The sequence below is a fragment of the Micromonospora sp. NPDC047134 genome (assembly GCF_040643455.1).
In the GTDB taxonomy this organism is placed as follows: domain Bacteria; phylum Actinomycetota; class Actinomycetes; order Mycobacteriales; family Micromonosporaceae; genus Micromonospora.
This window is the reverse complement of sequence record NZ_JBEYUI010000003.1, coordinates 330,118-354,306: the sequence shown is the minus strand read 5'-3', so window position 1 is coordinate 354,306 and position 24,189 is coordinate 330,118. Positions and strand designations below refer to the sequence as shown.

Below are 24,189 nucleotides of genomic sequence, written 5' to 3'. Positions count from 1 at the left end.
AGTGCCCCCACGTAAACGCGCTAACGGACAGGCCGAGCTGTTCGGCGTGTCCAGCACCAAGCAGATTCAGGACATCCTGTGGAAGGCCGCCGACAAGCTGCGCGGTTCCATGGACGCCGCACAGTACAAGGAGTTCGTCCTCGGCCTGGTCTTCCTCAAGTACGTCTCGGACGCGTTCGCCGAACACCGCACCCAGATCAAGAAAAGCCTCTCCGACATCCCGGAGAACCGCCACGCCCAGTTCCTGGACGATCGTGACGAGTACACCGCCGCGAACGTCTTCTGGGTTCCGGAAACCGCCCGCTGGGGCTACCTGGTGGAGAACACGCCCGGTGGCGTCGGCGAGCTGCTCGACAACGCCATGGACGCGATCATGCGAGAGAACCCTGCGTTGACCGGCGTCCTCCCGAAGATCTTCAACCGGGACAACGTCGATCAGAAGCGGTTGAAGGAACTCCTCGATCTAATCAGCGACGCCCGCTTCACCGGCCACGACAACCGGGAGGCGAAGGACGTCCTCGGTGAGACGTACGAGTACTTCCTGGAGAAGTTCGCCCGTGCCGAGGGCAAGCGGGCTGGCGAGTTCTATACGCCGCCTAGCGTGGTGCGAGTCCTCGTCGATGTGCTGGAGCCCTACGAGGGTCGGGTCTACGACCCGTGCTGCGGATCCGGCGGCATGTTCGTACAGTCCAAGAAGTTCGTCGAGGAGCACGCTGGGCGGGACCACACCCACGACATCGCCATCTATGGCCAGGAGAAGAACGAGCGCACCTGGCGACTGGCGAAGATGAACCTCGCCATCCACGGCATGGACCCCGTCGGCATTGGCGACCGCTGGGCTGACACGTTCGCCGACGACAAGCACCACGACATGCGGGCCGACTTCATCATGGCCAACCCGCCGTTTAACATGAGCGACTGGGCGCGCCGAGCGACGGATCCACGCTGGCGCTACGGCGTGCCGCCGCAGAGCAACGCCAACTACGCCTGGCTCCAGTACATTCTCTCCAAGCTCGGCGACCGCGGCAGCGCCGGCGTTGTCCTCGCCAACGGCTCGATGTCCTCCAAGCAGTCCGGTGAAGGTGAGATCCGCCGCGCGATGGTCGAAGCCGACCTCGTGGCCTGCATGGTCGCTCTCCCGCCGAACCTGTTCCGCACCACCGCTATCCCCGCCTGCCTGTGGTTCTTGACCAAGGACAAGACCCCGCAGGGCGCGAAGGCACTGACCGACCGGCGCGGGGAAATTCTCTTCATCGACGCCCGCACCCTCGGCACCATGGTTGACCGCACTGAACGCATCCTCACCGACGAGGACATTGCCAAGATCGCGGACACCTACCATGCCTGGCGTGGGACCAAATCCGCCAAAGCCAAGGGCCAGACGTACGAGAACGTTTCCGGCTTCTGCTACTCCGCGAAGCTCGATGAGGTAGCAGCCCATGAACACGTGCTGACCCCCGGTCGCTACGTGGGTGCACCCGAAAGCGACCAAGACATTGACGCTGAGCCCCTCGCCGACCGCATCACCCGCCTCACGAAGGAGCTGTACACCCACTTTGAGGAGTCCACCCACCTCGAGAGCGTCATCCGCCAGCAACTGGAGCGCCTCGATGCCTGACTACACCACCACCTTCTCTGAGTTGGTCAACGAGAATCTGATCGAGATCGGCGCGGGACGGCCCCGGACCGTAAATGTGAACGGGCACGATCTTCCCATCCTGCGTGTCGCAGATGTTTTGGATGGCAGGATCGAATACGGGCTTCAGGCCCACACGTCGAATCAAGATGTGCAGGGTGAAGGATCCAAGATTTCAAGGCCCGGCGATATTGTTCTCACAACCAAGGGCACCGTAGGGCGAGTGGCCTTGATGCCCCCCAATGGGCCGACGTTCGCCTACAGCCCTCAACTTTGCTTCTTCCGCCCTGCCGCTAACGGCCCGCTGAGGTCGCGATTTCTTTACTACTGGTTCAAGAGTGCCGAGTTTTGGATTCAGGCTAATGCACTCAAGGGTCAGACCGACATGGCCGACTTCGTCAGCCTTGGGGATCTCCAGCGAATGCGGATTCGCATCCCATCTCTTGACCGACAAGATGCCGTAGTCGGCGTCCTAGGCGCGCTCGATGACAAAATTGCGGTCAACGACCGCATCGCCGGAACTATGGACGCACTCTCCGGTGCCCTATTCGAGCAAGCGGCCCGTCAGCGCCCGCAGATTCCCCTAGCCGATGTTGCAGACCCGATTTTGGGTGCAACTCCGGACCGCGCAGTCAGCAGCTACTGGGGTGGCAGCGTGCCATGGGCCTCCGCAAAAGATGTAGCCAGCAGCTCCTTCGGCGTGGTGGCATCGACGGAGGAGCATATAACTGAAGATGCGGCGCGAGGGACGCGGGCCAAACCTATCCCCCCCGGGTCGGTGGTACTAACGGCTCGCGGAACTGTTGGCGCGGTGGCTAGAGTAATTAACCCCTCGTCATTCAACCAGTCGTGCTACGCCTTCATCCCCAGTAAAGTACCGCCAGGCGTCCTTTTCCACATAATTCGAACTGCATCCCACCGAATGTTGAGCATTGCGCACGGCACCGTGTTCTCCACGGTGAATATGAAGACTTTCAAACACGTCGCCGTTCCGTCCATTGCCGAGGAACATCTGCCGAAACTTGAAGAGCGATTGGCACCGCTCCATCGCGGCATTGAGCAGCTCTTACTTGAGTCGATGAAGCTCGGGCGCCTGCGAGACACGCTGTTGCCGGAGCTGATGTCGGGGCGTTTGCGGGTCAAGGACGCGGAGTCGGTCGTGGGGGCAGCAGTTTAGGTAGGAAGAGGCCCAGGGGAAGAGGCTGCAATGGAGTTGGACGGACGAATCAACGAGGACGGCTGGGAGGCGCTTGCGCTGGAGCAGCTCGGTGAGCTTGGGTGGGAGCCCGGGGCCGGGAAGAACTTCGCGCCTGGATCGGGGCAGCGGCGGGACTGGGCCGATCTGGTGCTTTTCGAGGACCTACGGGCGGCGATCGAGCGTCTCAACCGCGAGCTGCCGCCGTCGGCTGTCGCCGACGCGGTGCGGGCCGCCACTGACGTGGCCTCCCAGGAGCCGTTCGCCGAGAATCGGGCGGCGCACGAGCGGATGGTCCACGGGATCCGCTCAATCGTCTACACGGACTCGTTCGGCGCCGAACACAACCCCACCGTGCGCCTGGCCGACCTGCACGATCCCGGCCGCAACGTCTACCGGGCGATCAACCAGGTCACCATCGTTGACGGCGACTTCCGGCGTCGCTTCGACATCGTGCTCTACCTCAACGGCCTGCCAGTCGCCATCATTGAGCTGAAGAACGCTGCCGACGAGAACGCTACCCTCACCGGAGCGCACGCTCAGGTCCAGACCTACCTCGCGGAGTTCCCGCTCGCCTTCCGGCATGCCGTGCTGTGCCTGATCTCCGACGGCATTACCGCGAAGTACGGCACCCCGTTCACCCCGTATGAACACTTCGCTCCATGGAACGTCGACGACGAGGGCGAGCGCGTCGACGCCGCCAGCCCTGACTGCGACGGCCCGGAGGCGCTGATCGTCGCCCTCTACGGCCTGTTCAACCAGCGGCGCTTCCTGGAGCTCATGGGCGGGTTCGTCAACTTCACGTCGAAAGGCAAGCGGATCGCCAAGGCACACCAGTACTTCGCGGTTATCCGGGCCGTCGAGTGCATCGTGCGGGCGTCGAAGCGCGACGGAAAGGCAGGCTTCGTCTGGCACACACAGGGCTCCGGCAAGTCCGAGGAGATGGTGTGCACGGCGGCGCTGGCCACGCGCCACCCCGCTCTAAAGAACCCGACCATCATCGTGCTCACCGACCGCACCGACCTCGACGACCAGCTCTACGACACATTCCAGGACAGTCAGGGTCTACTCGGCCAGAAATCCATCCAAGTCGACTCGCGCGCCGAACTGCGAGACGAGCTCTTGAACAGGAAATCAGGCGGCATAATCTTCACGACGTTGCAGAAGTTCGGACGTACGAGAGAAGAGCGAGAGGCCGGGAGGCCGCATCCGCTGCTTTCCAACCGGCGCAATGTCCTGGTGATCGTCGACGAGGCGCACCGTAGCCACTACGACAACCTGGACGGCTACGCTCGGCATCTGCGCGACGCGCTGCCGTATGCCACGTTCATTGCCTTCACCGGCACCCCGATCGCCACCACCGAAGTGAACACTCGTGCCGTCTTCGGTGAGAGAGTCGACATGTACGACCTCAAGCGCGCCGTCGACGACGAGGCGACCGTACGGGTCTACCACGAGCCCCGGATCATCCCGCTGTCGCTGTCGCCGGACATCGATCCGGACAGCATCGACGATCAGGTGGCGACGCTCACCGCCAGTCTGGACGACGCGGAACGGCGTAAGGCCGAGGCATACGCGGCCACCATGAACACCATCTACGGGGCTCCTGACCGGGTCGAGACTCTTGCAAAGGACCTGGTTGAGCACTGGGAGAAACGACGCGAGCTCGTGCGACCGCAGCTCGGCGGGCCGGGCAAGGCGATGCTCGTCTGTGCGACCCGGGAGATCTGCGTCCGCGTCTTCGATGCCATCAAGAATCTGCGGCCCGACTGGGCAGACCCGGCCGTCGACAGAGGCACGATGAAGATCGTGTTCCACGGGGTGCCAGGCGACGAGGCGGAACTACGCCCGCATCACCTGCGCCCATCACAGCAGAGGACCGTCCAGGCTCGCGCCAAGGACCCAAACGACGAGCTAGAGCTGCTCATCGTGCACTCGATGCTGCTCACGGGCTACGACGCGCCGCCGATCCACACCATGTACATGGACCGGCCGATGAAGGGCGCCAACCTCATGCAGGCGCTCGCCCGGGTCAACCGCCGCTTCCGGGACAAGCAGGATGGGCTGCTGGTCGGCTACGCCCCGCTGACCGAGAACCTTCGAAAAGCGCTCACCGAATACACCCAAAGCGACCAGGAAGACCAGACCCTCGGCAGAGAGATCGACCGGGCGATCAGCGAGGTGCACAACGAGATCTCCGTCATCGAGGCAATGTTGGCCACGGTGAAGTGGCGGGCAATCCTCGACGACGAGAAGAACCCGACCCGCTGGCTTCGGGCGGTACGAAAAGTCGCAAACTTCCTGCGCGACCCGCGGACACCCGGCAACGATGTCGAGCCCGGCACGAAGCCGCTGCACCAGCGTTTCCGCGACTCGGCGGGCAGGCTGGAGCGGTTCTACACGCTTTGCGCCACCAGCCGCGACTTCGTCGACCGTGCCGGCGACATCCAGCGCCTGCGCCGAGACATTCACTTCTTCCGGGACGTCCGGGTCTGGATCGTCAAAGAAGAGGCCGCCGACCGGGAGGCCAAGGGCCTGCCCAACACGGCCCAGGTTGAGCGCTACCTCTCCCAGCTCGCCGCCGAGGTGGTTGACGCCGCCGACATCACCGACATCTACGAGGAGGCGGGCCTCGGCAAGCTCGACATCACCGAGCTCAACGCGGTTGCCCTGCAGCGCCTACAGAACTCTGACACTCCGCACCTGGCCGCCTCCGCTCTCCGTCGCCTGATCGAGCGGAAGATGCGTGAGGTCACCAAGCACAACGTCGTGCGGCAGGAGCGCTTCTCCGCCCAGCTCGAAGACCTGATGAACCGCTACATGCGCCAGCAGCTGACTAGCGCGCAGCTAATCGTCGAGCTGGTTGAGCTGGCCAAGCAGGTGTCTGCGGACGCCCGGCGCGGCCAGCAGTTTGACCCTCCGCTCAACCACGCCGAACTGGCCTTCTACGACGCCGTCGCGCAGAACGGCGCGGCCACGGAGCTCATGGGTGTCGGCACCCTGGCGGAGATCGCCCGGCAGTTGGTCAAGTCGATCCAGTCGTCGATCACGGTGGACTGGTTCTCCCGAGAACCGGTACGCGCCAAGCTGCGCAGCCACATCCGCCGCCTCCTGGCCCGCTACGACTATCCGCCGGACCACGAACGCGCCGCCGTCGACCTGGTCATCCGCCAGATGGAGACCTTCGCCAACGAGTGGACTCCGGGAGGGCAGGCCGCCCAGCGGTGACAGGCTGCGGCCGGCTACCCCTGCCGGTGGTGCGATGGCTTACGCGTGTCCTCGCCCTGCCAGAGGCCACCTCACCAGCATCGCTCAGCACGCTGAGCAATACGGGGCTGACTGCGGGTGGTGTCGTTGGATAGGGTCGGCGCCAGAGATCGCGGTCCATCGGTCCTGGGGAGACGTTGGCATGGAGTCGGTGGCGTCGGCCTTCAGCCGGGCGGTGACGGCCCATCGAGAAGCGGTGTCGCATGCGGAGGCCGCCCGTGTGCGGTTGCGCGTTGGTGCCGGGCCGGACGGCGTCTCTGCGCAGGCCAGCGAAGATACTCGGCGTTTCGCTGCCGGTATGCAGCGAATGGCCGAGGGACTGACGCTGGGCTGGCTCGGTTGCCGGTTGGAAGCTGCCGCCGCCAGCCTTCCGACAGGTGTCGATGCGGCATTGGGTCGCCCGCTTGCTGTGCGGCTGGGTGAGGCGTCACCGGTCGCCGGCAGCGTCTTCGGTGTCGTCGTACCGTTCGTGGGTGCCGGTCATCTGACGGTCGACAGCGACGCCCGCGATCCGTCCGTAGCGCGCTGGCTGCGCGGCCTGCTGCTTCGAGTGCTGGCGGCGTTGCCGGACGGCGCGCTTCGGGTTGCGGCCGTGGACGGGGCGACTCTCGGTGCGGTGTTCGGTCCGTTCCGCGCAATGGTCGAGGCGGAGGCGTGGCGGCGACCCGCGATCGACCTTCCGGGTTTCCACCAGGTGCTCGCGGAGGCGGAGGAGCGGATCGAGCGCGTCCAGGGCGGTGAGACGGACCCGTCGGTGCTGCTGCTGGGTGTCGCGGCACTGCCGCAGGGTGCCGGACGTACGGAGTGGTCGCGGTTGGCGGCAATCGCGCACGCCGGTCCTGCCGCAGGGGTGTTCTTGCTGGTGGCCGGCTATCCGCCGCCGCAACACCCGGGGCTGGAGGCGGCGCCTCGATTAGAACGGACGACACATCTGACGGCGGTCGGTGGAGGGCTATTCCGGGTCTCTGACCCGCCGGGTCCGTACCGGTTCAGTGATGACGGCACCGGCTTGGCGGTGCCGATGCGGCTGGACGGCGGCCCGCCGGACGATCTGGTCGAGGCCGTCTGTCGCAGGTTGGCGAAAGCCGCGCGGGTGCAGGCTTCGACGGACTTCGCGGCGCTGATGCCGGCGGAGATTTGGCAGGAGTCGTCGGTCGGCGGGCTGCGGACCGTGGTGGGTCGGGAGGGCCGCGCCGAGTGCGTGCTGGCGCTGGATGATGCGACGCCGCACTGGTTGGTGGGTGGTCGTACCGGGTCGGGCAAGACCGTGTTCCTGCTGGACGTGCTCTACGGCTTAGCCTCGCGCTACTCGCCGGACGAGTTGGGCCTGTATCTGCTGGATTTCAAGGAGGGGGTGTCGTTCGCGGAGTTCACGCCGACGGCGGTGGACCCGTCGTGGATCCCGCACGCCCGCACGGTGGGCATCGAGTCCGACCGGGAGTACGGGCTGGCGGTGTTGCGCACGTTGTCGCGGGAGATGACCCGGCGGGCGACGGAGCTGAAGCGGGCCGGGGTGACGAAGCTGGCCGACCTTCGTGCCGGGCGGCCGGATGTGGCGATGCCGCGGCTGGTGGCGGTGATCGACGAGTTCCATGTGCTGTTCGAAGGCAACGACGCGGTGGCCCGGCAGGCGGTGGCGCTGCTGGAGGAGCTGGCGCGTAAGGGCCGCTCGTACGGCATCCACCTGGTTTTGGCGTCGCAGACGATCTCGGGGGTGGAGGCGCTGTTCGCCAAGACTGAGTCGATCTTCGGGCAGTTTCCGCTGCGGGTCGCGCTCGCTGGCGGCGGCGGGATCCTCGACCAGCTCAATGACGGCGCGGACAACCTGCCGATCGGCGCGGCAGTCGTCAACGCCGCGGCAGGGATAGCGGGAGCGAACCGCGTGATCCGCTTCCCGAACGCCGATGCCGCGTCGGTGACCGCGCAGCGGCACCTGCTGTGGAACGCTCGACCGCCGGGCGACGCGCCACCCGCGGTGTTCGCCGGCTACGCCGAGCAGCATCCCGACGCCGATCCCACCTTCGCCGGCCTTTCCCCGGACGTGCGTCGGCGGCGGGCCCTGGTAGGCCGCGCCGTCGACGTCGGACTGCCGACCGCCGGGTTCACTCTCGACGCCACTCCGGGCAGCCATCTGGCAGTGCTCGGCACCTCCCCGGTCGGAGCCGACGTTCTGTGCGCGGCCTCGGTCAGCCTGGCCCGCCAGCACGCCCCTGGCACCGCCCGTTTCCTCGTCGCGCCGCTTGTCGCCGCTGCAGACGAGGCGGCCGACGCCGCCGTCGAGGCGATCACCGCAGCCGGCCACCCCTGCGAAACGATCACCTCCATGCAGTACCGGGCGCACCTGGTCGACCTGGCCCAGCAGTCCGAACCTGGCGGCGGGCAGGCGACGTACCTGGTGGTGTTCGGCGCCGACGCCACGAGCAACCTCCTCGCGGCCAGCGACCCGACCACCTACCGCTCGGGGCACGACGACCTGCGGGCCGTGCTGGCCAACGGTCCCGGCCACGGCGTGCACCTGCTCGGCTGGTGGCGCACCCTGAGCCGCTTCAACGACGACCTCGGCCCCACCGGCGGCGGCGAGGTCGCCTGCCTCGTCGCGCTCAACCTGCCCAGCAACGACATCGGCTCCCTGCTCGGCGACTACGCCTCCGAGTGGCAGTCCCGACCCAACCGGGCCCTGCTGATCGACCGCAACGACAACCGCCGCACCCTCATCGTCCCCTACGTCCGCCCCGGCACCCTCGACCAGATCGACGACCTCGCATGACCGACCCCGTCACCCCGATGCCCCGCGACGGCGGCTGGGCCACCTACACCGACCACGCCCGCCGCCTCGCCGCCCTGCTCCAGGACGAACGCTCGCGAGCCGAGCAGCGGGCCGCAGCGAGCCGCAGCGGTCAGGCAGCCCTCGACCAGATCACCCACCGTCTCGCCGTCCAACGACAACACCTCCACCAGCTCGCCGCCACGCTGCGCCTGCCCGAGCCGCACATCGGCGGCATCGCCCCCAGCCCGGTCCCTGACCCGGCCGAAGCCCTGCGCCGGGCCGCCGCAGCCGCCGATGCGGCCGACACCGCCGCTGAGCACGCCCACCGGCAGGCCGCGCAACCACCACTGCTGCCCGGATTCACGCCGCTGGCCCGCAACGCTCTCGTCTACACCGCCGCAGCGACCCTCGGTACCCTCGCGTCACTGCTGATGTTCGCCGTCAGCCCCGACGCCGACCTCGGCCGCATCCCTTGGCAACTCGTGCCCTGGTCCCTGTGTGGGCTGCCCGCGCTGGCATTCTTCGCCGGCTACCTCACCATCAGCCTCGTCGGTCAGCCGCGCATCGGCGGAGGGGGCACCCGGTCCGTCCGCGTCGGCGGAGTGATCTGTTTTGTCGGCATGCCGATCTTGTGGTTCATCTTCATCGCCGCGACCCGAGGCTGAACCCGCAGACGCACCCGCTACCGGTGGCGGGGCGTTGGACACCACGACCCAGGGGAGGAACATCCAGTGGCCACCATCGGAGACATCAAGGCAGGCCTCGCCCACGGCAAGTCCGAAGCCGACAAGGCACTCGCCCAGCTCGCCGGCGTCAACGCCCAGGTCGACCGGGCCATAGCCGTGCTCCAGGCCCTCGCCGCCGGCACCCAGCAGCCCGCCGTCATGGGCGCCATAGGCAAACTCAGCGCCGCCAAGCAGAAGTTCGGCGAGGGCGCCGGCCTCATCCAGGCCGCCATCGCTCAGACCGAAAAGTACAACGCCGTCCTCTGACACCGAACCCCGGAAGGTTCCCTCCATGCCCACCGTCATCGTCCCCGTCGGCCTCAACCTCGGCCCCTCCTACCGGTACGTCACCCCGCCCGATCCGACACCGGAGTACTGGGAGGTACGCCTCGGCAACGACTCCGAGGAACTGACCGACGAAGAGTTCCAGGTGTGGGGACGAGCTTTCCTCGACCCAGAGCGGCACGCTCGCTTGGAGGTCAACCGCGAGACACTTCAGCGGGACGTGATCGCAGCCGGCAACGGACCTGCCAACCCGGTGCCGGTCATCGAGCGACTCCTTGACCGGGGGCTACTGATCGAGTTCGACCCGGATAGTGAGCTGGAGAAACCGTTCCGGCGGATCAAGCTCCACCCGCTCGCGGAAGGCATGGGCAACACCCCCGAGGAGCCGGACCGACGCCTCATCGGGCATAACGGGCAGGCGCACGTGAAGGTCAACTACACCGTCTATGGCATGTGGGCCTACTCCTCGAGCGTCGGCTCGCTATGGGATGCGTGCGCTGACTTCGAGACAGGGGCGAAGGAGCAGCGCGGGGCTGGCGAGGACGTGGAGGCAGCTACCGCCGCCGAGGTGGCAAGCGAGCTCGCCAAGACTCTTCCGATGCTGGTCGCGTCTGGCTGCGCATTCCTCGACCTGGTGCGGTAGCTGTCGATGGCCTGGACGAGAGGGCGCGGCCAGCGGGGACGAACCAGGGACCTGGGCACACCCGGGGCGCGGCAAAAGGCTGCTGGCGCGCTGACGGCAACGGTCGGCGCCCTCCGTGACACCGCCATCGAGTCCGCTCGAGAAGGCATCACCAAGGTCAGCGAGAAGGTCGGGAAGGTGGCAGGGGCTGGGATCGCTGTGGCGGCCACCGCGGCAGTCGATGCCGCTGGCCACCAGCCCTCACCCTTGGTGGCGGTGGGTGCTGCGTACGCCGGCATGAAGGTCGGTGGCCTGGTCGGACGGGCCATGAACGCCGGACTGGATCGGATCACCGCCGGGCGGGGTGGCGGTCCGATCGGTTCCGTGATGGCGGAGTTGAGCATGGTGCTGCAGACGCTCGATCAGGTGGGGCGCGGCATCGCCGAGGTCGTCGACTTGGTGAACAAGGCTCAAGCCCACTTCCAGAAGGTCAGCCGGGGCGGGGGAAACAACCTGCTGAACAGCGCGGTGCGTGCTTGCCGGCAGGCGCCTGTCCGCCTCGAAGAGGGCGTGGACGAGGTGAAGCAGGCTCAGGATCTCGTCGGAAAGCATCTGGTGGCGGTGGCGACGGCCGGTGGCTGAGCGCCGGCCGTCACCGCACTCCACCACGTCATAGAGGGTCAGCCAGCCGACGGGTCGCGCTGTGCCGGTTCGTCGGCTTGCGGGAGCCGTTGAGGGCCGGGTTGGCGAGGACCGGTGTCGCTGTGCTCGTCGGGATTCGGCTCGGCCTTCCGCTTGCCCTCGATCGGTTGCCGTGGCGGCATGTCGATGCCGATTGCTCGGGCGTACTCGGCGAGGATGCCGCCGGCTTCGGCGAGCAGCCATGAGCCGTCGCGGAGCTTGACGATTCCTTGGGCGTAGTTGCCCAATGCCCGGTTGACCAGGGGGTTGGTGGCTCCGGTGGTCAGGGCGCGGAACTCGGCTCGGGCGTTCTCGGCGTCCTGGATGACGACCTTGGTCAGGTCCTGCTGTTGGCCGATGGAGACGTGCAGGTCTCGGAGCGCGGCGGTGATGTCGGGCAGGGTCACGGTTGGTACCTCCGGGTGAGGTGGGCTGCGGAATCGGGGCCGGCGGTGATGCGGCGGGCGTTGATGAGCTGCGGTCGGGTCGCGCCGGGTGTTCGTCGAGGTAGGCGGCCGTAGCGGGTGAAGGTGGCGGCGGCTTGCTCGTTGGTGGGGCAGGGGCCGATGAGCTGGCAGCGCAGGCAGTAGCCGGTGGCGCTGGAGGTGACGTGCTCGTCGAGCGCTCGCTGCGCGGTCGTGAGCTGGTCGATGGCCGCTGCGGACAGGTAGACGGTGGTGGCCATGTCAGTCCTGCGGCTGTGGGAGGGCGCCGACGCGGGCGAGTACCTGCCGGAAGCGTCCGGGGCCGCCGGTCGTGGGCATTTCGATGCCTTCGAGCCACACCCACTGGCCGTCGTACCAGAGGCTGAGGTCGAGGCGGACGCAGACGATCCGCAGCCGTAGCGTGCCGCTGCCGTGCTGGTAGTCCGGTTCGCGTAGGTGCACGACGTCGCCGGGTGCGACGGCGACTACAGGTGTGATCGGCGTGGGGGTCACAGTCCGCTCGTCCAACTCGTCCGGCCAGGATGCGGGCGGGATCTACGGCCGCCGCAGTCGGGGCAGTTCAGTGCCGACCCGCACCGTCGACACCATCGGGACTTGACCTTGAACAGGAACAGTCCAGCGGCGAAGCCGAGCACCGCGACCACCGCTAGGACGAGGGATGGAACCACTGCGTTGCCTCCCTGACTCGGCCTCTCGTGGGGGACGCAGCCCGCTTCGGGTGACGGGCTGCGTCCCGCCGAAAGGCGTCCGAGGCCGGACGGACGGTGAGCCCCTGGGAGCGCGAGCCCACCGCCGTACCGCGCGGCTTTCGTGGGCCGCACCGGCCTGACATGCTCACGCCCATAGTGCCTATGCACTAGTGATAATGCAAGGATTGCATTCGCACGTACGTCACTTGCCTGGCCTGCCTGGAGGTTGCATCCGAACGGCGGGCACACTCTCACTACGACAGGAGCGAAGGGACATGGAGTTGTCAGCTCGACGGCAACCGCCCACCGTGCGCCTCCGGCGGCTCGCGGCGGAGCTGCGCAGCCTGCGCACCGCTGCCGGCCTCACCCGCGACGAGGTCAGCGAGCAGACCGGCATCAATCCCGCCACCCTCTACCGCATCGAAACGGCCAAGGTCCGCCCACAGCGGCGCACCCTGATGGCGATGCTGGACAAGTACGGCGTCACCGACGAGGACAAGCGCAGGGAGCTGATCGCCCTGTCCCGCCAGGCCGCGCAGTTGGGCTGGCTCCAGGCGTACGAGTCGGAACTGCCCGAGCTCTACACCACGTACATCAGCTTCGAAGCCGAAGCCCGCTCGGTCCGCAACTACGAGTCGCTCTTCGTCCCTGGCCTCCTACAAACCGAGAACTACGCCTGCGCCGTCATCCGGGGCGTGTTGCCGCTGGCGACCGACGCGGACGTGCAGGCCCGGGTGGAGGCGCGCATGCAGCGGCAGGAGTCGCTCCGCAAGACGGAGCCGCTACGCCTCTGGGCGATCCTCGACGAGGCCGTCCTGCACCGGCTGACTGGCGGACCAGCCGTCATGGCCGAACAGCTCGACGCCCTGGTGACCGCGGCGGGCCAACCGCACGTCACCCTTCAAGTCATCCCGTTCACCACGGGCGCGCACGCCGGCATGCCCGGCTCGTTCGTTGTCATGGACTTCCCCGACCCAGCCGACCCCGCTCTGGTGTACGTCGACAGCATGGCCGGCGACCTGTTCCTCGAACGGGAAGCAGACGTCCGCCGCTACACCAGCACGTTCGAACACCTCCGCGCCACCGCACTCGACCCGACCAGCTCGATCAAGCTGATCCAGGAACACGCCGCAGCGATCAGTCAGAAAGGAGGTACGGGATGACCTCAGTCGACCTGTCCCGCGCCCAGTGGAGAAAGAGCACCCGGTCCAGCGGAAACGGCCAATGCGTCGAGGTCGCCGACCTCGCCGACGCGGTGGCTCTCCGCGACAGCAAGGACCCCACCGGCCCGGCCCTCCTGTTCCGCCGGGAGGATTGGACCAGCTTTCTGGCCGGCGCCAAGTACGGCCACTTCACCCACCAGTAGGCGAACGCATCCGTCGGACGGGCCCAGCCGACCGTCTGCGACCATGGGCGCGCTTCTGCACATGGCTGCTACTTGCGCCACCAACTGGGGCGTCCGCGCATACCGTGGTGCCAGGTGTCGGCCTGAAGCCGGGTGGCGTTGATGGCCTGCTGGTCGCGCTCCGACCGGTACTCGCGGTGGGGCTGGTGCGGGCTCCAGTCGCCGATGAAGGGCCGTAGGTCGTCGGGCTGGGGAGTGATGTCGAATTCGATGCCGGCGAGGGCTCCGTCGCCGCAGGTGGGATCGAGGCGGTCGGCTGCGGCTCGCGCCCAGTCGATCCATCGGGTGCGGTTGTCCGAGTCGGCTGGTTCGTCGGGCGCGGTTTCGAGGGCGTCGCAGAAAGCGCGGATCTCGTTGGCGGAGATCCAGGAGTCGTAGGCCCGCTGGAACGCCTTCTTGCGCAGGAGTTCGGCGGCTTGGGGGCGGGCCTCGTCGAGGGCGACCTGCCAGCGGCGACGCTCTTCTGCCCGCTTCCTTTCTTGCTCAGCGACGTATTCGTCGTGGGCCCGTTGGGCAGCCTGTTTGGCTTCCTCGTCGGCAGCAATACCGGCTTCGACGTCACGGATGATGCGGGGGAGGCGCTTCTCCAGGGTGGTGCGCTTGTCGTCGGTCCAAGTGTCCTTCTTGTCCCAGCCAGCGCGGGCGATCTCCATCCGCAGACGGCCGGAGGCGACCCGGTCGGTCTTGGGCAGCACCATCCACCGGTTGCGCCGCGACTGCCGGGCCTTCTCGGCGGTGGGGACGTGGGGGACGTCGTCGTACTCCTCGATCAGCCTGACCCTGCGACGGGTCTTGTCGACTTGGAGGTAGACCGACGGGTTCTTGGTCTTGGTGTTCACCCCGACCCGGTGGCCCCGCCGTCGGGCCTCGGCGGCGAGGCCGCGGATCAGGCCCAGCGCCCGGGGGACGGATGCCTTCGTAACCTCCAGTCCGGCCGGGTTCTTCTCCAGCGCGGCGAACACGAGGTCCGGGTCGGTGGTGACACGGCGTGTGTTGAGCCGGATCCGGTTCCAATCCTTGTCGTCCGGGTCGTCGTCGTTGGACAGCCGAATGATTAGGTCTCCGGCGGCGCGGCCGGTGTGCTTGAGGTGGAACCCGGCGGGCACGAGACCGTGCTGCTTGGCCGCGTGGATGACCCGCCGATACAGGGCACGTTCCTCGGAGTCGGGGCTCTCGACTCGCATGGTCCCGCCCTCGGCCTGCAGGCGTTCCACGAGCTGCCGGGCCTGCTCGACCGTTGGGGTGGTCGGAGGCTGCGGCGAGTCGGCCGATGTGGCGCCGCCACCGGCTGGCGACCGGCTCGAAGCCGACCCACTGCGGTTGGAGGTGATGGCGGTCCGGGTGCGCTGGCGGGGTGTCGCCCTGCCGGGCGGGAGCCGGTCGGGGTGGTCGGGGTGGATGCCGTTGTCGAGGTAGAAGCGGCCGGCGTCGGTGATCTGGGCCCGCCACACACCGCCCCGGCGGCTGATGTCGACGAGCCGGCGGGTCTGCAGTGCTCGAGCCGAGTGGCGCTGGTCGAGTCCGTCGGAGCCGCTGAGGTCGTCTCCGTCGCCGATCCGCCGCAGCAACAGCAGCTGGTGTTCCTTCAGCGGATCCCATATCTGCACGCCCTCGACCTTCGACTGCCAGGGCCTGATCCGCAAGGATCGACACCCTTGCGCGAGTTTGAGCTGGCCTCCCTTGCCCACGATGGGATACCGCCGCCCTTCGCCGCTACGCCCGGACAGCGGCAAAACAAATGTCCGCGTATCATCGATACGCGCTTCGTTCGTCGGGCTGCTGCCCCTAGCTTCGAGTGCGACAACGAAATCTCATAGGAGGAGGCAGCATGGCGGCGAGGCTGGCGCAGCTGGTCGGTGATCTCCCCGGGCCGTACATCATGGGTGCGATTCTGTTACCGGTGCTGTTCCTTGGCTGGGTCATCATGAGCGAGCGGCGGACCCGTCACCTCACGCAGCTGATCCGCGCGGTGCGGGGATCGGTCCGCCCGGGAGGTAGCTCCCGTGGCAGCAGCCGAGAGGGGCGCTGACCATGTCCAGGGTGGAGCAGCTGATGACGAAGGAGGAGGTGGCTCACGCCGCAGCCGTCACCACCCAGGCGGTGAGCAACTGGGCGCGTAGGCATCCCAAGAACTTTCCTCAGCTCGTTCGGCGCGGATCCCAGGATGGCTACCTGACGTCGGCGGTGGCGGCGTGGCTCGATGGCCGCCGGATCCCGCGTCCAGCGTTGCTGCCCGGCGAGCGTCTGGGAAGGACCTACGGGGAACGGTTCCGCTCCGCGGTCGGGTATCCAGTACCACCAGCTACCGTTGATCCAATGCCTGAACCGGCGGCGGAGTTACTCGACGAGCGGTTGTGGTCGCCCCTGGAGCGGCTGCTACGCAAGAGCGAGGTACCGGCAGTCTTCGAGGCCATCGTCCTGTCCCTACTGTGCCTGCGAGATGCCTCCCCTGTCGACTGGGCGGCGATATCGAGATCCTCCATTGAGACGATTCATGGGGTTGTCACGCAGGCATGGCAGCGGCAGGCGGCGCCCCTTTCGACTGCCACAACAGTCCTTCGAGACGCTCCAGCAACCGTCTATGGACGGCATCAGCTCCTCAACATCGTTCGCATCCTCGACGACGTCCGGACACCCGGCGACAAGGTGTTCGAGTACCTGCTCGACCAGTTCGCCAGGTTCCGCCACAGCAGCCCAGACGAATACCTGGTTCCGGCTGGGCTGGCGAGTCTGATGGTGCGGATGGTCGATCCCGCACCCGGGAGCCGCGTGCACGACCCTTGCTGCGGCCTGGGAAACCTGCTGGTGGCGGCGGGGAAACATATGACGCGCCTGGCCGGATCGGGTTCACCAGTGGCGCTGACCGGACGGGCTGCGACGGCCAGGACCTGGAGCCTCGCCACGATGAACGCCGCAATCCACGGCATACGGATCGACCTCGGAGATGGGCCGCCGTCGGACCCCGGGGAGATCGACGCCGAACCGGGCCGGTTCGACGTCGTGCTGCTCAACCCGCCGTTCGGCATGAGGAACTGGAGCCTTCCCACGGCCCGATCGGCACGCCCGTGGCCGTACGGCGAGCCTTCCCCGCACAACGTCACCATGGCCTGGTTGCAGGCGGCGGTCGAGGCGCTCGCGCCCGGCGGCCGGGCTGCCGTGATCATGCCTTACAACGCCACGTTCGCGCTCACCGTCCGGGAGCGGGAGATCAGGGGGGCGATGGTCGAGCGTGGAGCCGTTCGCTGTGTTGTCGCGCTGCCCAGTCACCTGTTCCGCGAGACCACGGTCCCGGTAACAGTGTGGATCTTGGCTCATCCTGGCGACACTGCAGGTGAGGAGGTTCTCTTCGTCGATGCGCGGGGAGCGACTCGCAAGATCGGCCCTACCCACCGAGTGTTGACAGAGCCTGGCTGCCAAGCAGTCCTCGACGCGCATCAAGGATGGATGAACAAGACGGCCGCCCTCCCGATCGCGACGGAAGACTTCGCCGCCACCACAGCGACGGTGACGGAGATCCGGGAGCACAGCTACGACCTTCAGCCCAGCACCTATCTGAATCAGGGTCGGCAAGTCGTGACCGACCGGCGGACCTCGCCCACGCTTCCCGCATTGCGAAGCAACCTGGCCCGGCTGGACGACGAGGCCAGAACAGCCGACCTGACCCTCGACCGCTGCCTCGAAAGGTTGGTGTCGTGGACACGCTGATTGGCCCCGTCCCGGACGACTGGCAAACGCGGCAGCTTGGCGAGTGCTGCGACGTGCAACCAGGCCCATCCGGCACCACGTTGAGTTCCTCCGCGTACGTAATCGGAGGTGTCCCCGTCGTGAAGGCCGGCGACATCGGCCCCGAGGGGATTCTCTCCAGCGTCAGCGTGGACGAGGAAACCGCCAAACGCCTTCGGCCACGGTACGAGCTTTGTTCCGGCGACATCGTGTTCGTGCGCATCGGTAGAACAACCCGGCACGCGACGGTGACCGAGCGACAAGAGCGCTGGCTGCTCGGCGGCTCCTGCATCCGCATCCGCGCTAAGCAAGACATCTCCGCGGAGTACATCGCGTGCTACCTCACCCACCCGGCGGTGCAGGAGTGGCTGGCCGAACACACTCAGCGTGGAGTGCTGCCGACCCTCAACGGCCGGAAGATCCGGGCAATGCCCCTCGTGCTGCCGCCCGCAGCCGTGCAGCTGAGCATTACCGAGGTCGCCAGAGCCATCGACACAAAGATCCGCGCGCACAAGGACGTCATCCAGGCCACCCAAGCGCTACGAGGACTACTTATTCCGCAGATGCTCGCCGGCAATCCCGTGCTGCCGGAGGCAAATGTCAGTCGTGACGCGTAGGGCTTCGGTCTGAGAAAGTCGCGGCGGAACCGGGCCGGCGCGGGCATCTGCGCACTTGATCAACGCGCCGACGGCTACGTGAGGTTGGTGTGCGTCCACTCACTCGGCGGCGCCTCGAAGTAGGCGTCCACCTCAGCCACCCCGGTGCAACCCGTTTCGGCCCTGGACGGGCACGGACGCAGCTCCTTCGTCTTGTCGGCGCTCAGCACGGCGTCGGCGGCCGGACTGGCTTCGTACCGACCGCATACAGGGCAGGAAACGTACTCGGTCCGCCTGATCCACGCCCCTACCGGGCCGTCCTGCTCATCGAAGGCCATGATGGCGAACGTATCTCATCCCGACCGGTGCGGACAGACCGCCGCTTGTCTGCGGTCGACCGGCTGGCGTCTCATATCCTGGGAGGCCGAACGATTTCCTCAAGATTCTTTGGCCTGGATGGAGCGGGACTGGAGCGGACTGTTGCACACCGTGGGTGGACGCAGGCGAACAGAGGCGTACGTTCATCGCTCTGGCCAGCGCTCCCGGCCGGCCGATCGCACTTGACCGGCGTGACCGGCTGATGCGCAATAGAGGCACGTCCTCGTGCGACGACCTGGCTACCGGGCCGATCAGCGTACGGGCGGGCGCTCCCGGGTAGAGCACCCGCTGTCGTCGCGGTCCTCGACCCCTCGTTGGCGTGCGAGCTACCTGACGGGAGGTCCCTGATGAAGGATCTGGTTCCGGCGAGCTGAGCCGGCCCATCGTGCTGCACGCGTTGACGCGCGCCGCCCGGTAGCCCCGGTCCCGCCCTTCGCCTGGGCTGAAGACCGGGTGGTCCGCTGGATCGTTCTCGCCGTTGTCGAGCAACTGTCACCCATGGTCCTGGTTCCACGGCCGTGGGCGATGGGTGCTGTCCGCTTCCGCCTTGGCCGCCCGGCTCCGCTCGGGAATGGCCGTGTTCCTTGAAAACTACACAGCGACCAACCCCCGCTACCGCTCGCGCCGTCTCGCTCGCCGGTTGAGACAGGGCCGTGCCCAGATCCTGCCCGGCCCGACGCGCGGAGGCGACACCACCGGAATGCCCCTGCGAGCCGTCGACCCGGCGGCCCACTCTCGCTACCCCTTCCATAAGGAGTCTCGTTGCTTCTCACCCACTTTCCCGATTACCTGCACCGCCGGCCGGCTCGACATCGCGGGCGGCGGGTGCTGACAGAACCCGTCTTGATCTCCGTTCGGGGGTCAGGGTTGGCGTCCGTGTTGACGTCAGTGTTGAACCTGACCCCCGAACGGACCCCCGTCCCCTCCTCACAGTGCAGGTCGGTCCGGCTGTCACCGGCTGCCACCTGTCCTCCGACAGACCCTCCACGTCTCGGGTCTCTCCCCCAGAGGGTGCGTCATCCGCATCCCTTGCAAGGGGGTGACCGCCGCTGATGGTTGATCCTGTGCTTCGGGTCCAGTCCCAGCTGACTGGACGGGACCGGGTCCTGCTGGGCTGGCTGTACGACCACGGCGTGCTGACCTCGTTCCAGATCGCCCATGCCCTGTTCCCGTCGCTGGACTTCTGCCAGCGGCGGCTGCGCAAGCTGCACCAGTTGGGGCTGGTGGACCGGTTCCGGCCGCAGCGGCCCGACGGCGGCTCCTACCCCTACCACTACCTGCTCGACCAGCTCGGCGCCGACGTCGTCGCCGCGGACCGCGACGAGCGCCCACCCCGCCGCGACCACGCCCGCATCCAGCGGCGGCGGTGGACCTCCACCCGGACACTGGCACACCGGCTCGGGGTGAACCAGTTCTTCACCGACCTGGCCGGCTACGCCCGCACCCGCCCCGACACGGACCTGGTCCGCTGGCTACCCGAGGCCGCGTGCGCCCGCTCGGGCGCGTTCACCCGACCCGACGACCCCGCTCTGGTCCGCGCCTACCAGCCGCGGGTCCGGCCCGACGGCTACGCCCTGTGGGCCGAACACGGCCGCCTGGTGCCGGTGTTCGTCGAGTACGACACCGGTGGTGAGCAGCTCGACGTGCTGACCGGCAAACTCGCCGGCTACCGGGACCTGTTCGGCACCCTCGGCCAGGTCTGGCCCGTGCTGTTCTGGCTGCACTCCACCACCCGGGAACGCAACCTGCGGCTGCGGCTGGCCGCCGAACCCACCGGGCTGCCCGTCGCGACCGCAGCCCGCGACTACGCCACCACCGCCGGCCTGTGCCCCGCCGACGCCGTCTGGACCGTCGGCGGGCCGCATCGGCTACGCCTCGCCGACCTGGCCGACCACACCCTTCATCCGACCACCACCGCGACGCCGCCGACTGACAGCAGCACCGGTCTGTCACGGATCTGTCGACAGCCTGCCGACAGCGGCTGACAGATCACCGAGAGATCGAAGTCCCAGCCGCTGACAGATCACCGAGCTACCCTCCCGCCCAACTCGACGGGCTGCAATTCGAACGAGAGGAGCAACGTATGAACGGAATCCTCCGACCCCAGCCGGCTTTCCCGATTTTCGGAGGAACGTGGCCCACAAGCCGCACCACGAAAACGACGTCCGGAGCTATCCTGACGCACCACATCCCGGTACCGCCACCAACAACGGCGATGCGAAAACACCCCGCACCCGCAACAAAGAAACCGCTATTCCGATGCGGATCGCGCGGATCGAAACCGTACCCATGTCCCCTACCGAACTCGACAACGCCGCCGAAGCACTCGCCGTCCTACTCAACCACTTCATCGACGACCACCCCGACCTCTTCCCGTAACCCGCCCTGCCGGTGGCGGTCCGCCCGGCCGCCACCGGCACCACCCCTCCACCGCGAAGGACACCCCCTTGACAGCCCCACCCCTCGCACCGCCCAAGCGGCGCGGCCGACGCGCCCACCAGCCCACCACAGCTGAGCGGCCGACCGGCCCGTGCCGGGTCTGCGTCTACATCCGCCGCTCCACCGACGACGAACACCAACCCTTCTCCCTCGACGCCCAACGCGCCGCCCTGGAGAAATACGTCAAGTCCCAGCCCGGATGGACCATCGTCGCCGAATACGAAGACGACGCCTCCGGCGCCACCACCCACCGACCCGGCCTTCGGAAAGCACTCCACGCCGCTAAAGCCGGCCTCTACGACGTCCTGCTTGTCTACCGACTCGACCGATTCAGCCGCAGCGTCGCCGACCTACTCGACCTCATCAACATCCTCGAAGCATCCGGCGTCCGATTCTCCTCCGCCACCGAACCCGTCGACACCGGCGGACCCTTCGGCCGCATGATGCTCCAACTCCTCGCCGTGTTCGCCGAATTCGAACGCAACATCATCATCGACCGAGTGAAAAGTGGCATGACCGCGAAAGCCAGCAAAGGCAAGTGGGCCGGCGGCACCCGCCCCTACGGCTACCTCGTCAACCCCGACCACCGCCTCGTCCCCCACCCCGACGAGGCCCCCATCCTCCGCGACATCTTCCGCCTCTACACCCGCGACCGCGTCGGCACCCGCGCCATCGCCACCATCCTCAACGAACGCGGCGTCCCGAACCGGACCGGGAAGAAGTGGTCCGGACACACCATCAACCGGATCCTGGACAACCCGGCCTACGTCGGGGACATCGCTTACCGCGACGTCTACGTCCCTGACGCCCACGACGCGTTGATCGACCGGGACACCTTCCAGCGTGCCCAGGACATCGCCGCAGCGCGCGGTGACGTCCAAACCCAGCGGGCGATGTCCGACTCGGACTACTACCTCACCGGCCTGTTGACATGTCCACGCTGCGGACAGCGCTACATCGGCACGTGCGCCAACGGACGGACCCGCCGCTACCGCTACTACACCTGCTTCACCCGCACCCGCTACGGCAAACACGCCACCTGCGACGCACCCCGCCTACCCGCCGACGACCTCGACAACGCCATCCTCACCGCGCTGCACGACTTCTACCTCACCGCCGAACCCGTCCTGACCGCCATGATCGAACGCGCCCACGCCCAACGCGCCGCCACCACCGACGACCGCAGTGCGGAACTCACCGCCCTCGCCCACCAGATCGCCACCACCAAGGCGGCCATCGACCGGTATCACACCGCGTTCGAGAACGGCACCATGGACGACGCCACCGCCGGCCCCCGTATCCGGGAGCTCCGCCAACAACTGGCTCAACTCCATGCTCGGCACGCCGAACTCGCAGCCGGTCTCGCGGCCCAGCCCGCCCCACCGGCACCCGGCACCATCGCCCTGATCCGCGACTACCTCACCAGGATCATGGCCAGCGGCAGCGACACCGAACGCAAGGCCGCCATCGAGACCCTCATCGCCGAAGTCCAACTCACCGACCAGGGAGTCATACCCGTGTTCAAGATCCCCACCGACACGACAATGCCCCCGCCCGAAACGGACGGGGGCACCTCAGAAGTACCACCGGTTCGCACAATGGTGCAATCGGTGGGCCGCCAGGGACTCGAACCCTGAACCTATGGATTGCCGGCGAACCGGCCTCCTGGGGTGTGGTTCGAGGTCATCCGGGCTGCTGACGCACTTCTCGGCCGGGTTCGGTGGGCACGGTTGCTGTACTTCGCTGCTGTACTTCCGCAGGCTGTCTGGCCCAGCCGATGAAGCGTCGGTGGAGCGCGCCGGCCGGTGCCCAGGGCATGTCTTCGGCGGCTTGGACGAGGTAGGCACCGAGGTAGAGGGCCAGCGACAGCGGAGCGCCTGCGTACTCCGCCCGTAGCTCCTGGCGTCGGGTCGGGCAGGGCCAGGGAAGGTCGCAGCCGCCGCAGCTCCAGATCGGCAGCACCGGGCCGTGGGTGGTCACCGCACACCACCGCCCAGGAACCGGGCGACGCTCGCGCGGGCCTGCCGGCTGGTCGCCCAGTCCACCTGCCAGCACGGGTACGGGGCCAGCCGCGCCCACCACGCCCGACAACCAGCACACATGCCGTCGAGCCCTCGGATGTGTACTGCGAGGATCGTGTGCTCCTGGTCGTCTTTCACTGCGCCTCCTCTCCCGGCCAGTGGCCACGGTTGATGGGGATGCGGTGCCGGGCGTGGCAGGCCAGATCGGCTCCGCACCGGCAGATTCGCCGCCACTTCTGCCAGGACCAGACCGGCCGGTGCCGCCGGGCGAAGGTGAGGGCGGTGGCTATCAGGTACTCCTCGTACGAAACGCGCGGCACCAGATCTCCCCTCGGGCGCGGGTCGACGGCGCGGCGGCCGGGCCTGAGCTGGTCATCCGACCGCCGCACCTGCACGTTCACCGTACCGACGTAGGACTGTAGATACAATAAGATGTAGAACTGTTGGACACGTAGCGTCACATTCGTGATCGACCCCAGCGCGGATCGGGCCGTGTTCCGGCAGCTCGCAGACCTCCTGCGGGACCGGATCACGTCTGGCGACATCGCGCCCGGTGCGTCACTGCCGAGTGAACTGCGGCTGGCTCAGGAGCACGGGCTGAGCCGTACGAGTGTGCGGCAGGCGATAGCGCTACTCCGGTCGGAAGGGCTCGTGATCGTAGAACCGCCGCGCGGCACCTTCGTCCGAGCCGTCGAACCGACCGAGACGGTGACCCTACGCAAGGGCGACACCGCCTCCGCCCGGATGCCGACGCCTACCGAGCGTCGTGAGCTGGAGATCGGCGAAGGCGTCCCGGTGCTCGTGATCTTCCGCGCCGACGGCTCCCGCGAGCTGTACGCCGCCGACCGCGTACGCGTGGGTCGCTAGCCCGTTCCTCGCGTGTCGGTCGTCGACCCCCGCTGGGGGGATGCGGTCTCAAGCTGTCAGCCGGTAGTAACTGGTGGCGGTCCGCGTTGGCGAGCAGGTGCCGGACGCCGGCGGTTCGCGTTCAGGGTCAACCCCTGCCGACGCTCTTGCTGCCTTCTCGCTGCCTCGCTGCTGACGCCTCGCTTACACGCTCTGTGTGTCTCGTCCGCTGCTGTCTGCGAGCGTCGCTGACCTCAGAGGGCGGTCCGCAGTAACTTGATCCGATCTATGCGTTGCGTCTGGTTGGTGGCCTTCCGGCGGGTTCGCTCCTAACCGCCCTCTCAGACTGCCGGCCATCGATCGCTTTCTCAGTTCGGTTCGGTCCGGGGTCGTTGCTGTCACTGCTGCTGTCAACGGCCGCCTGCCACCGCGTCGTCGCAGACGAAACGGGCGCGGATGTGGGCGGCT

At 67.4% G+C, this 24,189-nt stretch carries 23 protein-coding genes and 1 pseudogene; 17 read left to right on the top strand and 7 right to left on the bottom strand.

Translation table 11 applies throughout. The features are described 5' to 3' along the window. Position 1: 1 nt before the first annotated feature. The 8 genes from ABZ795_RS06830 to ABZ795_RS06795 all read left to right on the top strand — a co-directional run bounded on the left by ABZ795_RS06830 (position 2) and on the right by ABZ795_RS06795 (position 11,139). Positions 2 to 1,618: a class I SAM-dependent DNA methyltransferase gene (locus tag ABZ795_RS06830; RefSeq protein WP_357529518.1), complete on the top strand. Its 1,617-nt coding sequence runs from the start codon at positions 2 to 4 to the stop codon at positions 1,616 to 1,618. Continuing rightward, positions 1,611 to 2,813, top strand: a complete 1,203-nt coding sequence (locus ABZ795_RS06825; protein ID WP_357529516.1) for a restriction endonuclease subunit S — start codon at positions 1,611 to 1,613, stop codon at positions 2,811 to 2,813. Before ABZ795_RS06830 ends, ABZ795_RS06825 begins: the two co-directional genes overlap by 8 nt. A gap of 30 nt (positions 2,814 to 2,843) precedes the next feature. Further along, positions 2,844 to 6,059, top strand: a complete 3,216-nt coding sequence (locus tag ABZ795_RS06820; protein ID WP_357529514.1) for a type I restriction endonuclease subunit R — start codon at positions 2,844 to 2,846, stop codon at positions 6,057 to 6,059. A gap of 181 nt (positions 6,060 to 6,240) precedes the next feature. Next, complete coding sequence (locus ABZ795_RS06815) at positions 6,241 to 8,865, top strand: FtsK/SpoIIIE domain-containing protein (RefSeq protein ID WP_357529512.1); 2,625 nt, start codon at positions 6,241 to 6,243, stop codon at positions 8,863 to 8,865. Further along, positions 8,862 to 9,530: a hypothetical protein gene (locus ABZ795_RS06810; RefSeq protein WP_357529510.1), complete on the top strand. Its 669-nt coding sequence runs from the start codon at positions 8,862 to 8,864 to the stop codon at positions 9,528 to 9,530. The genes ABZ795_RS06815 and ABZ795_RS06810 overlap by 4 nt, the downstream gene beginning before the upstream one ends. Positions 9,531 to 9,596: 66 nt before the next feature. Then, positions 9,597 to 9,857, top strand: coding sequence for a hypothetical protein (locus ABZ795_RS06805; RefSeq protein ID WP_095563279.1), 261 nt, complete (start codon positions 9,597 to 9,599; stop codon positions 9,855 to 9,857). Between the two features lie 25 nt (positions 9,858 to 9,882). Beyond that, entirely contained in the window at positions 9,883 to 10,518 is a 636-nt protein-coding gene (locus tag ABZ795_RS06800) for a hypothetical protein (protein WP_357529509.1), read from the top strand. Between the two features lie 192 nt (positions 10,519 to 10,710). Next, positions 10,711 to 11,139, top strand: coding sequence for a hypothetical protein (locus ABZ795_RS06795; protein ID WP_357529682.1), 429 nt, complete (start codon positions 10,711 to 10,713; stop codon positions 11,137 to 11,139). Between the two features lie 38 nt (positions 11,140 to 11,177). On the opposite strand, the gene ABZ795_RS06790 is transcribed toward ABZ795_RS06795, so the two are convergent. From ABZ795_RS06790 to ABZ795_RS06780, 3 genes are read right to left on the bottom strand one after another with little or no spacing between them, the layout of a single operon-like run. Continuing rightward, complete coding sequence (locus ABZ795_RS06790) at positions 11,178 to 11,585, bottom strand: hypothetical protein (RefSeq protein WP_357529507.1); 408 nt, start codon at positions 11,583 to 11,585, stop codon at positions 11,178 to 11,180. Beyond that, entirely contained in the window at positions 11,582 to 11,863 is a 282-nt protein-coding gene (locus ABZ795_RS06785) for a hypothetical protein (protein WP_357529505.1), read from the bottom strand. Before ABZ795_RS06785 ends, ABZ795_RS06790 begins: the two co-directional genes overlap by 4 nt. A gap of 1 nt (position 11,864) precedes the next feature. Further along, complete coding sequence (locus ABZ795_RS06780; protein WP_357529503.1) at positions 11,865 to 12,116, bottom strand: hypothetical protein; 252 nt, start codon at positions 12,114 to 12,116, stop codon at positions 11,865 to 11,867. Between the two features lie 472 nt (positions 12,117 to 12,588). On the opposite strand from ABZ795_RS06780, the gene ABZ795_RS06775 reads away from it, so the two are divergent. Together ABZ795_RS06775 and ABZ795_RS06770 are read left to right on the top strand one after the other, a co-directional pair. Further along, on the top strand, positions 12,589 to 13,476 hold the full coding sequence (locus ABZ795_RS06775; protein WP_357529501.1) for a helix-turn-helix transcriptional regulator: 888 nt from the start codon (positions 12,589 to 12,591) through the stop codon (positions 13,474 to 13,476). Further along, positions 13,473 to 13,679, top strand: a complete 207-nt coding sequence (locus ABZ795_RS06770; RefSeq protein WP_357529499.1) for a DUF397 domain-containing protein — start codon at positions 13,473 to 13,475, stop codon at positions 13,677 to 13,679. Before ABZ795_RS06775 ends, ABZ795_RS06770 begins: the two co-directional genes overlap by 4 nt. A gap of 68 nt (positions 13,680 to 13,747) precedes the next feature. Here the strand turns inward: ABZ795_RS06770 and ABZ795_RS06765 are convergent, their stop codons facing one another. After that, a complete protein-coding gene (locus tag ABZ795_RS06765) occupies positions 13,748 to 15,361 on the bottom strand; it encodes a hypothetical protein (protein WP_357529497.1) in 1,614 nt (537 codons plus the stop codon). A 185-nt stretch (positions 15,362 to 15,546) separates the two neighbouring features. Here ABZ795_RS06765 and ABZ795_RS06760 point away from each other — a divergent pair, with 185 nt between their 5' ends. Genes ABZ795_RS06760 through ABZ795_RS06750 form a run of 3 tightly spaced genes read left to right on the top strand, consistent with a single transcriptional unit; the run spans position 15,547 to position 18,058 of the window. After that, entirely contained in the window at positions 15,547 to 15,747 is a 201-nt protein-coding gene (locus tag ABZ795_RS06760) for a hypothetical protein (RefSeq protein ID WP_046571315.1), read from the top strand. A 2-nt stretch (positions 15,748 to 15,749) separates the two neighbouring features. Continuing rightward, positions 15,750 to 17,423, top strand: coding sequence for an N-6 DNA methylase (locus ABZ795_RS06755; protein ID WP_357529494.1), 1,674 nt, complete (start codon positions 15,750 to 15,752; stop codon positions 17,421 to 17,423). Further along, complete coding sequence (locus ABZ795_RS06750; RefSeq protein ID WP_357529493.1) at positions 17,411 to 18,058, top strand: restriction endonuclease subunit S; 648 nt, start codon at positions 17,411 to 17,413, stop codon at positions 18,056 to 18,058. The genes ABZ795_RS06755 and ABZ795_RS06750 overlap by 13 nt, the downstream gene beginning before the upstream one ends. A gap of 74 nt (positions 18,059 to 18,132) precedes the next feature. Here the strand turns inward: ABZ795_RS06750 and ABZ795_RS06745 are convergent, their stop codons facing one another. Further along, on the bottom strand, positions 18,133 to 18,375 hold the full coding sequence (locus ABZ795_RS06745; RefSeq protein ID WP_357529491.1) for a hypothetical protein: 243 nt from the start codon (positions 18,373 to 18,375) through the stop codon (positions 18,133 to 18,135). A 1,092-nt stretch (positions 18,376 to 19,467) separates the two neighbouring features. On the opposite strand from ABZ795_RS06745, the gene ABZ795_RS06740 reads away from it, so the two are divergent. The 3 genes from ABZ795_RS06740 (at position 19,468) to ABZ795_RS06730 (ending at position 22,491) form a co-directional block, all read left to right on the top strand. Continuing rightward, positions 19,468 to 20,400 (top strand): replication-relaxation family protein, encoded by a 933-nt coding sequence (locus ABZ795_RS06740; protein WP_357529489.1) that lies wholly within the window; start codon positions 19,468 to 19,470, stop codon positions 20,398 to 20,400. 148 nt (positions 20,401 to 20,548) lie between these two features. After that, complete coding sequence (locus ABZ795_RS06735; protein ID WP_357529487.1) at positions 20,549 to 20,794, top strand: hypothetical protein; 246 nt, start codon at positions 20,549 to 20,551, stop codon at positions 20,792 to 20,794. Positions 20,795 to 20,862: 68 nt separating this feature from the next. Beyond that, a complete protein-coding gene (locus ABZ795_RS06730) occupies positions 20,863 to 22,491 on the top strand; it encodes a recombinase family protein (protein ID WP_357529485.1) in 1,629 nt (542 codons plus the stop codon). Positions 22,492 to 22,537: 46 nt separating this feature from the next. On the opposite strand, the gene ABZ795_RS06725 is transcribed toward ABZ795_RS06730, so the two are convergent. Continuing rightward, positions 22,538 to 22,834, bottom strand: a complete 297-nt coding sequence (locus ABZ795_RS06725) for a hypothetical protein (RefSeq protein WP_357529483.1) — start codon at positions 22,832 to 22,834, stop codon at positions 22,538 to 22,540. Continuing rightward, positions 22,831 to 23,145, bottom strand: a pseudogene (locus ABZ795_RS06720) (hypothetical protein); the annotation flags it as partial. The pseudogene ABZ795_RS06720 and the gene ABZ795_RS06725, both read right to left, overlap by 4 nt. 195 nt (positions 23,146 to 23,340) lie before the next feature. Here ABZ795_RS06720 and ABZ795_RS06715 point away from each other — a divergent pair. After that, the gene (locus ABZ795_RS06715; protein ID WP_357529481.1) at positions 23,341 to 23,742 is read left to right on the top strand and encodes a winged helix-turn-helix domain-containing protein; all 402 of its coding nucleotides are present in this window, start codon (positions 23,341 to 23,343) and stop codon (positions 23,740 to 23,742) included. The last annotated feature ends 447 nt before the right edge of the window (positions 23,743 to 24,189 follow it).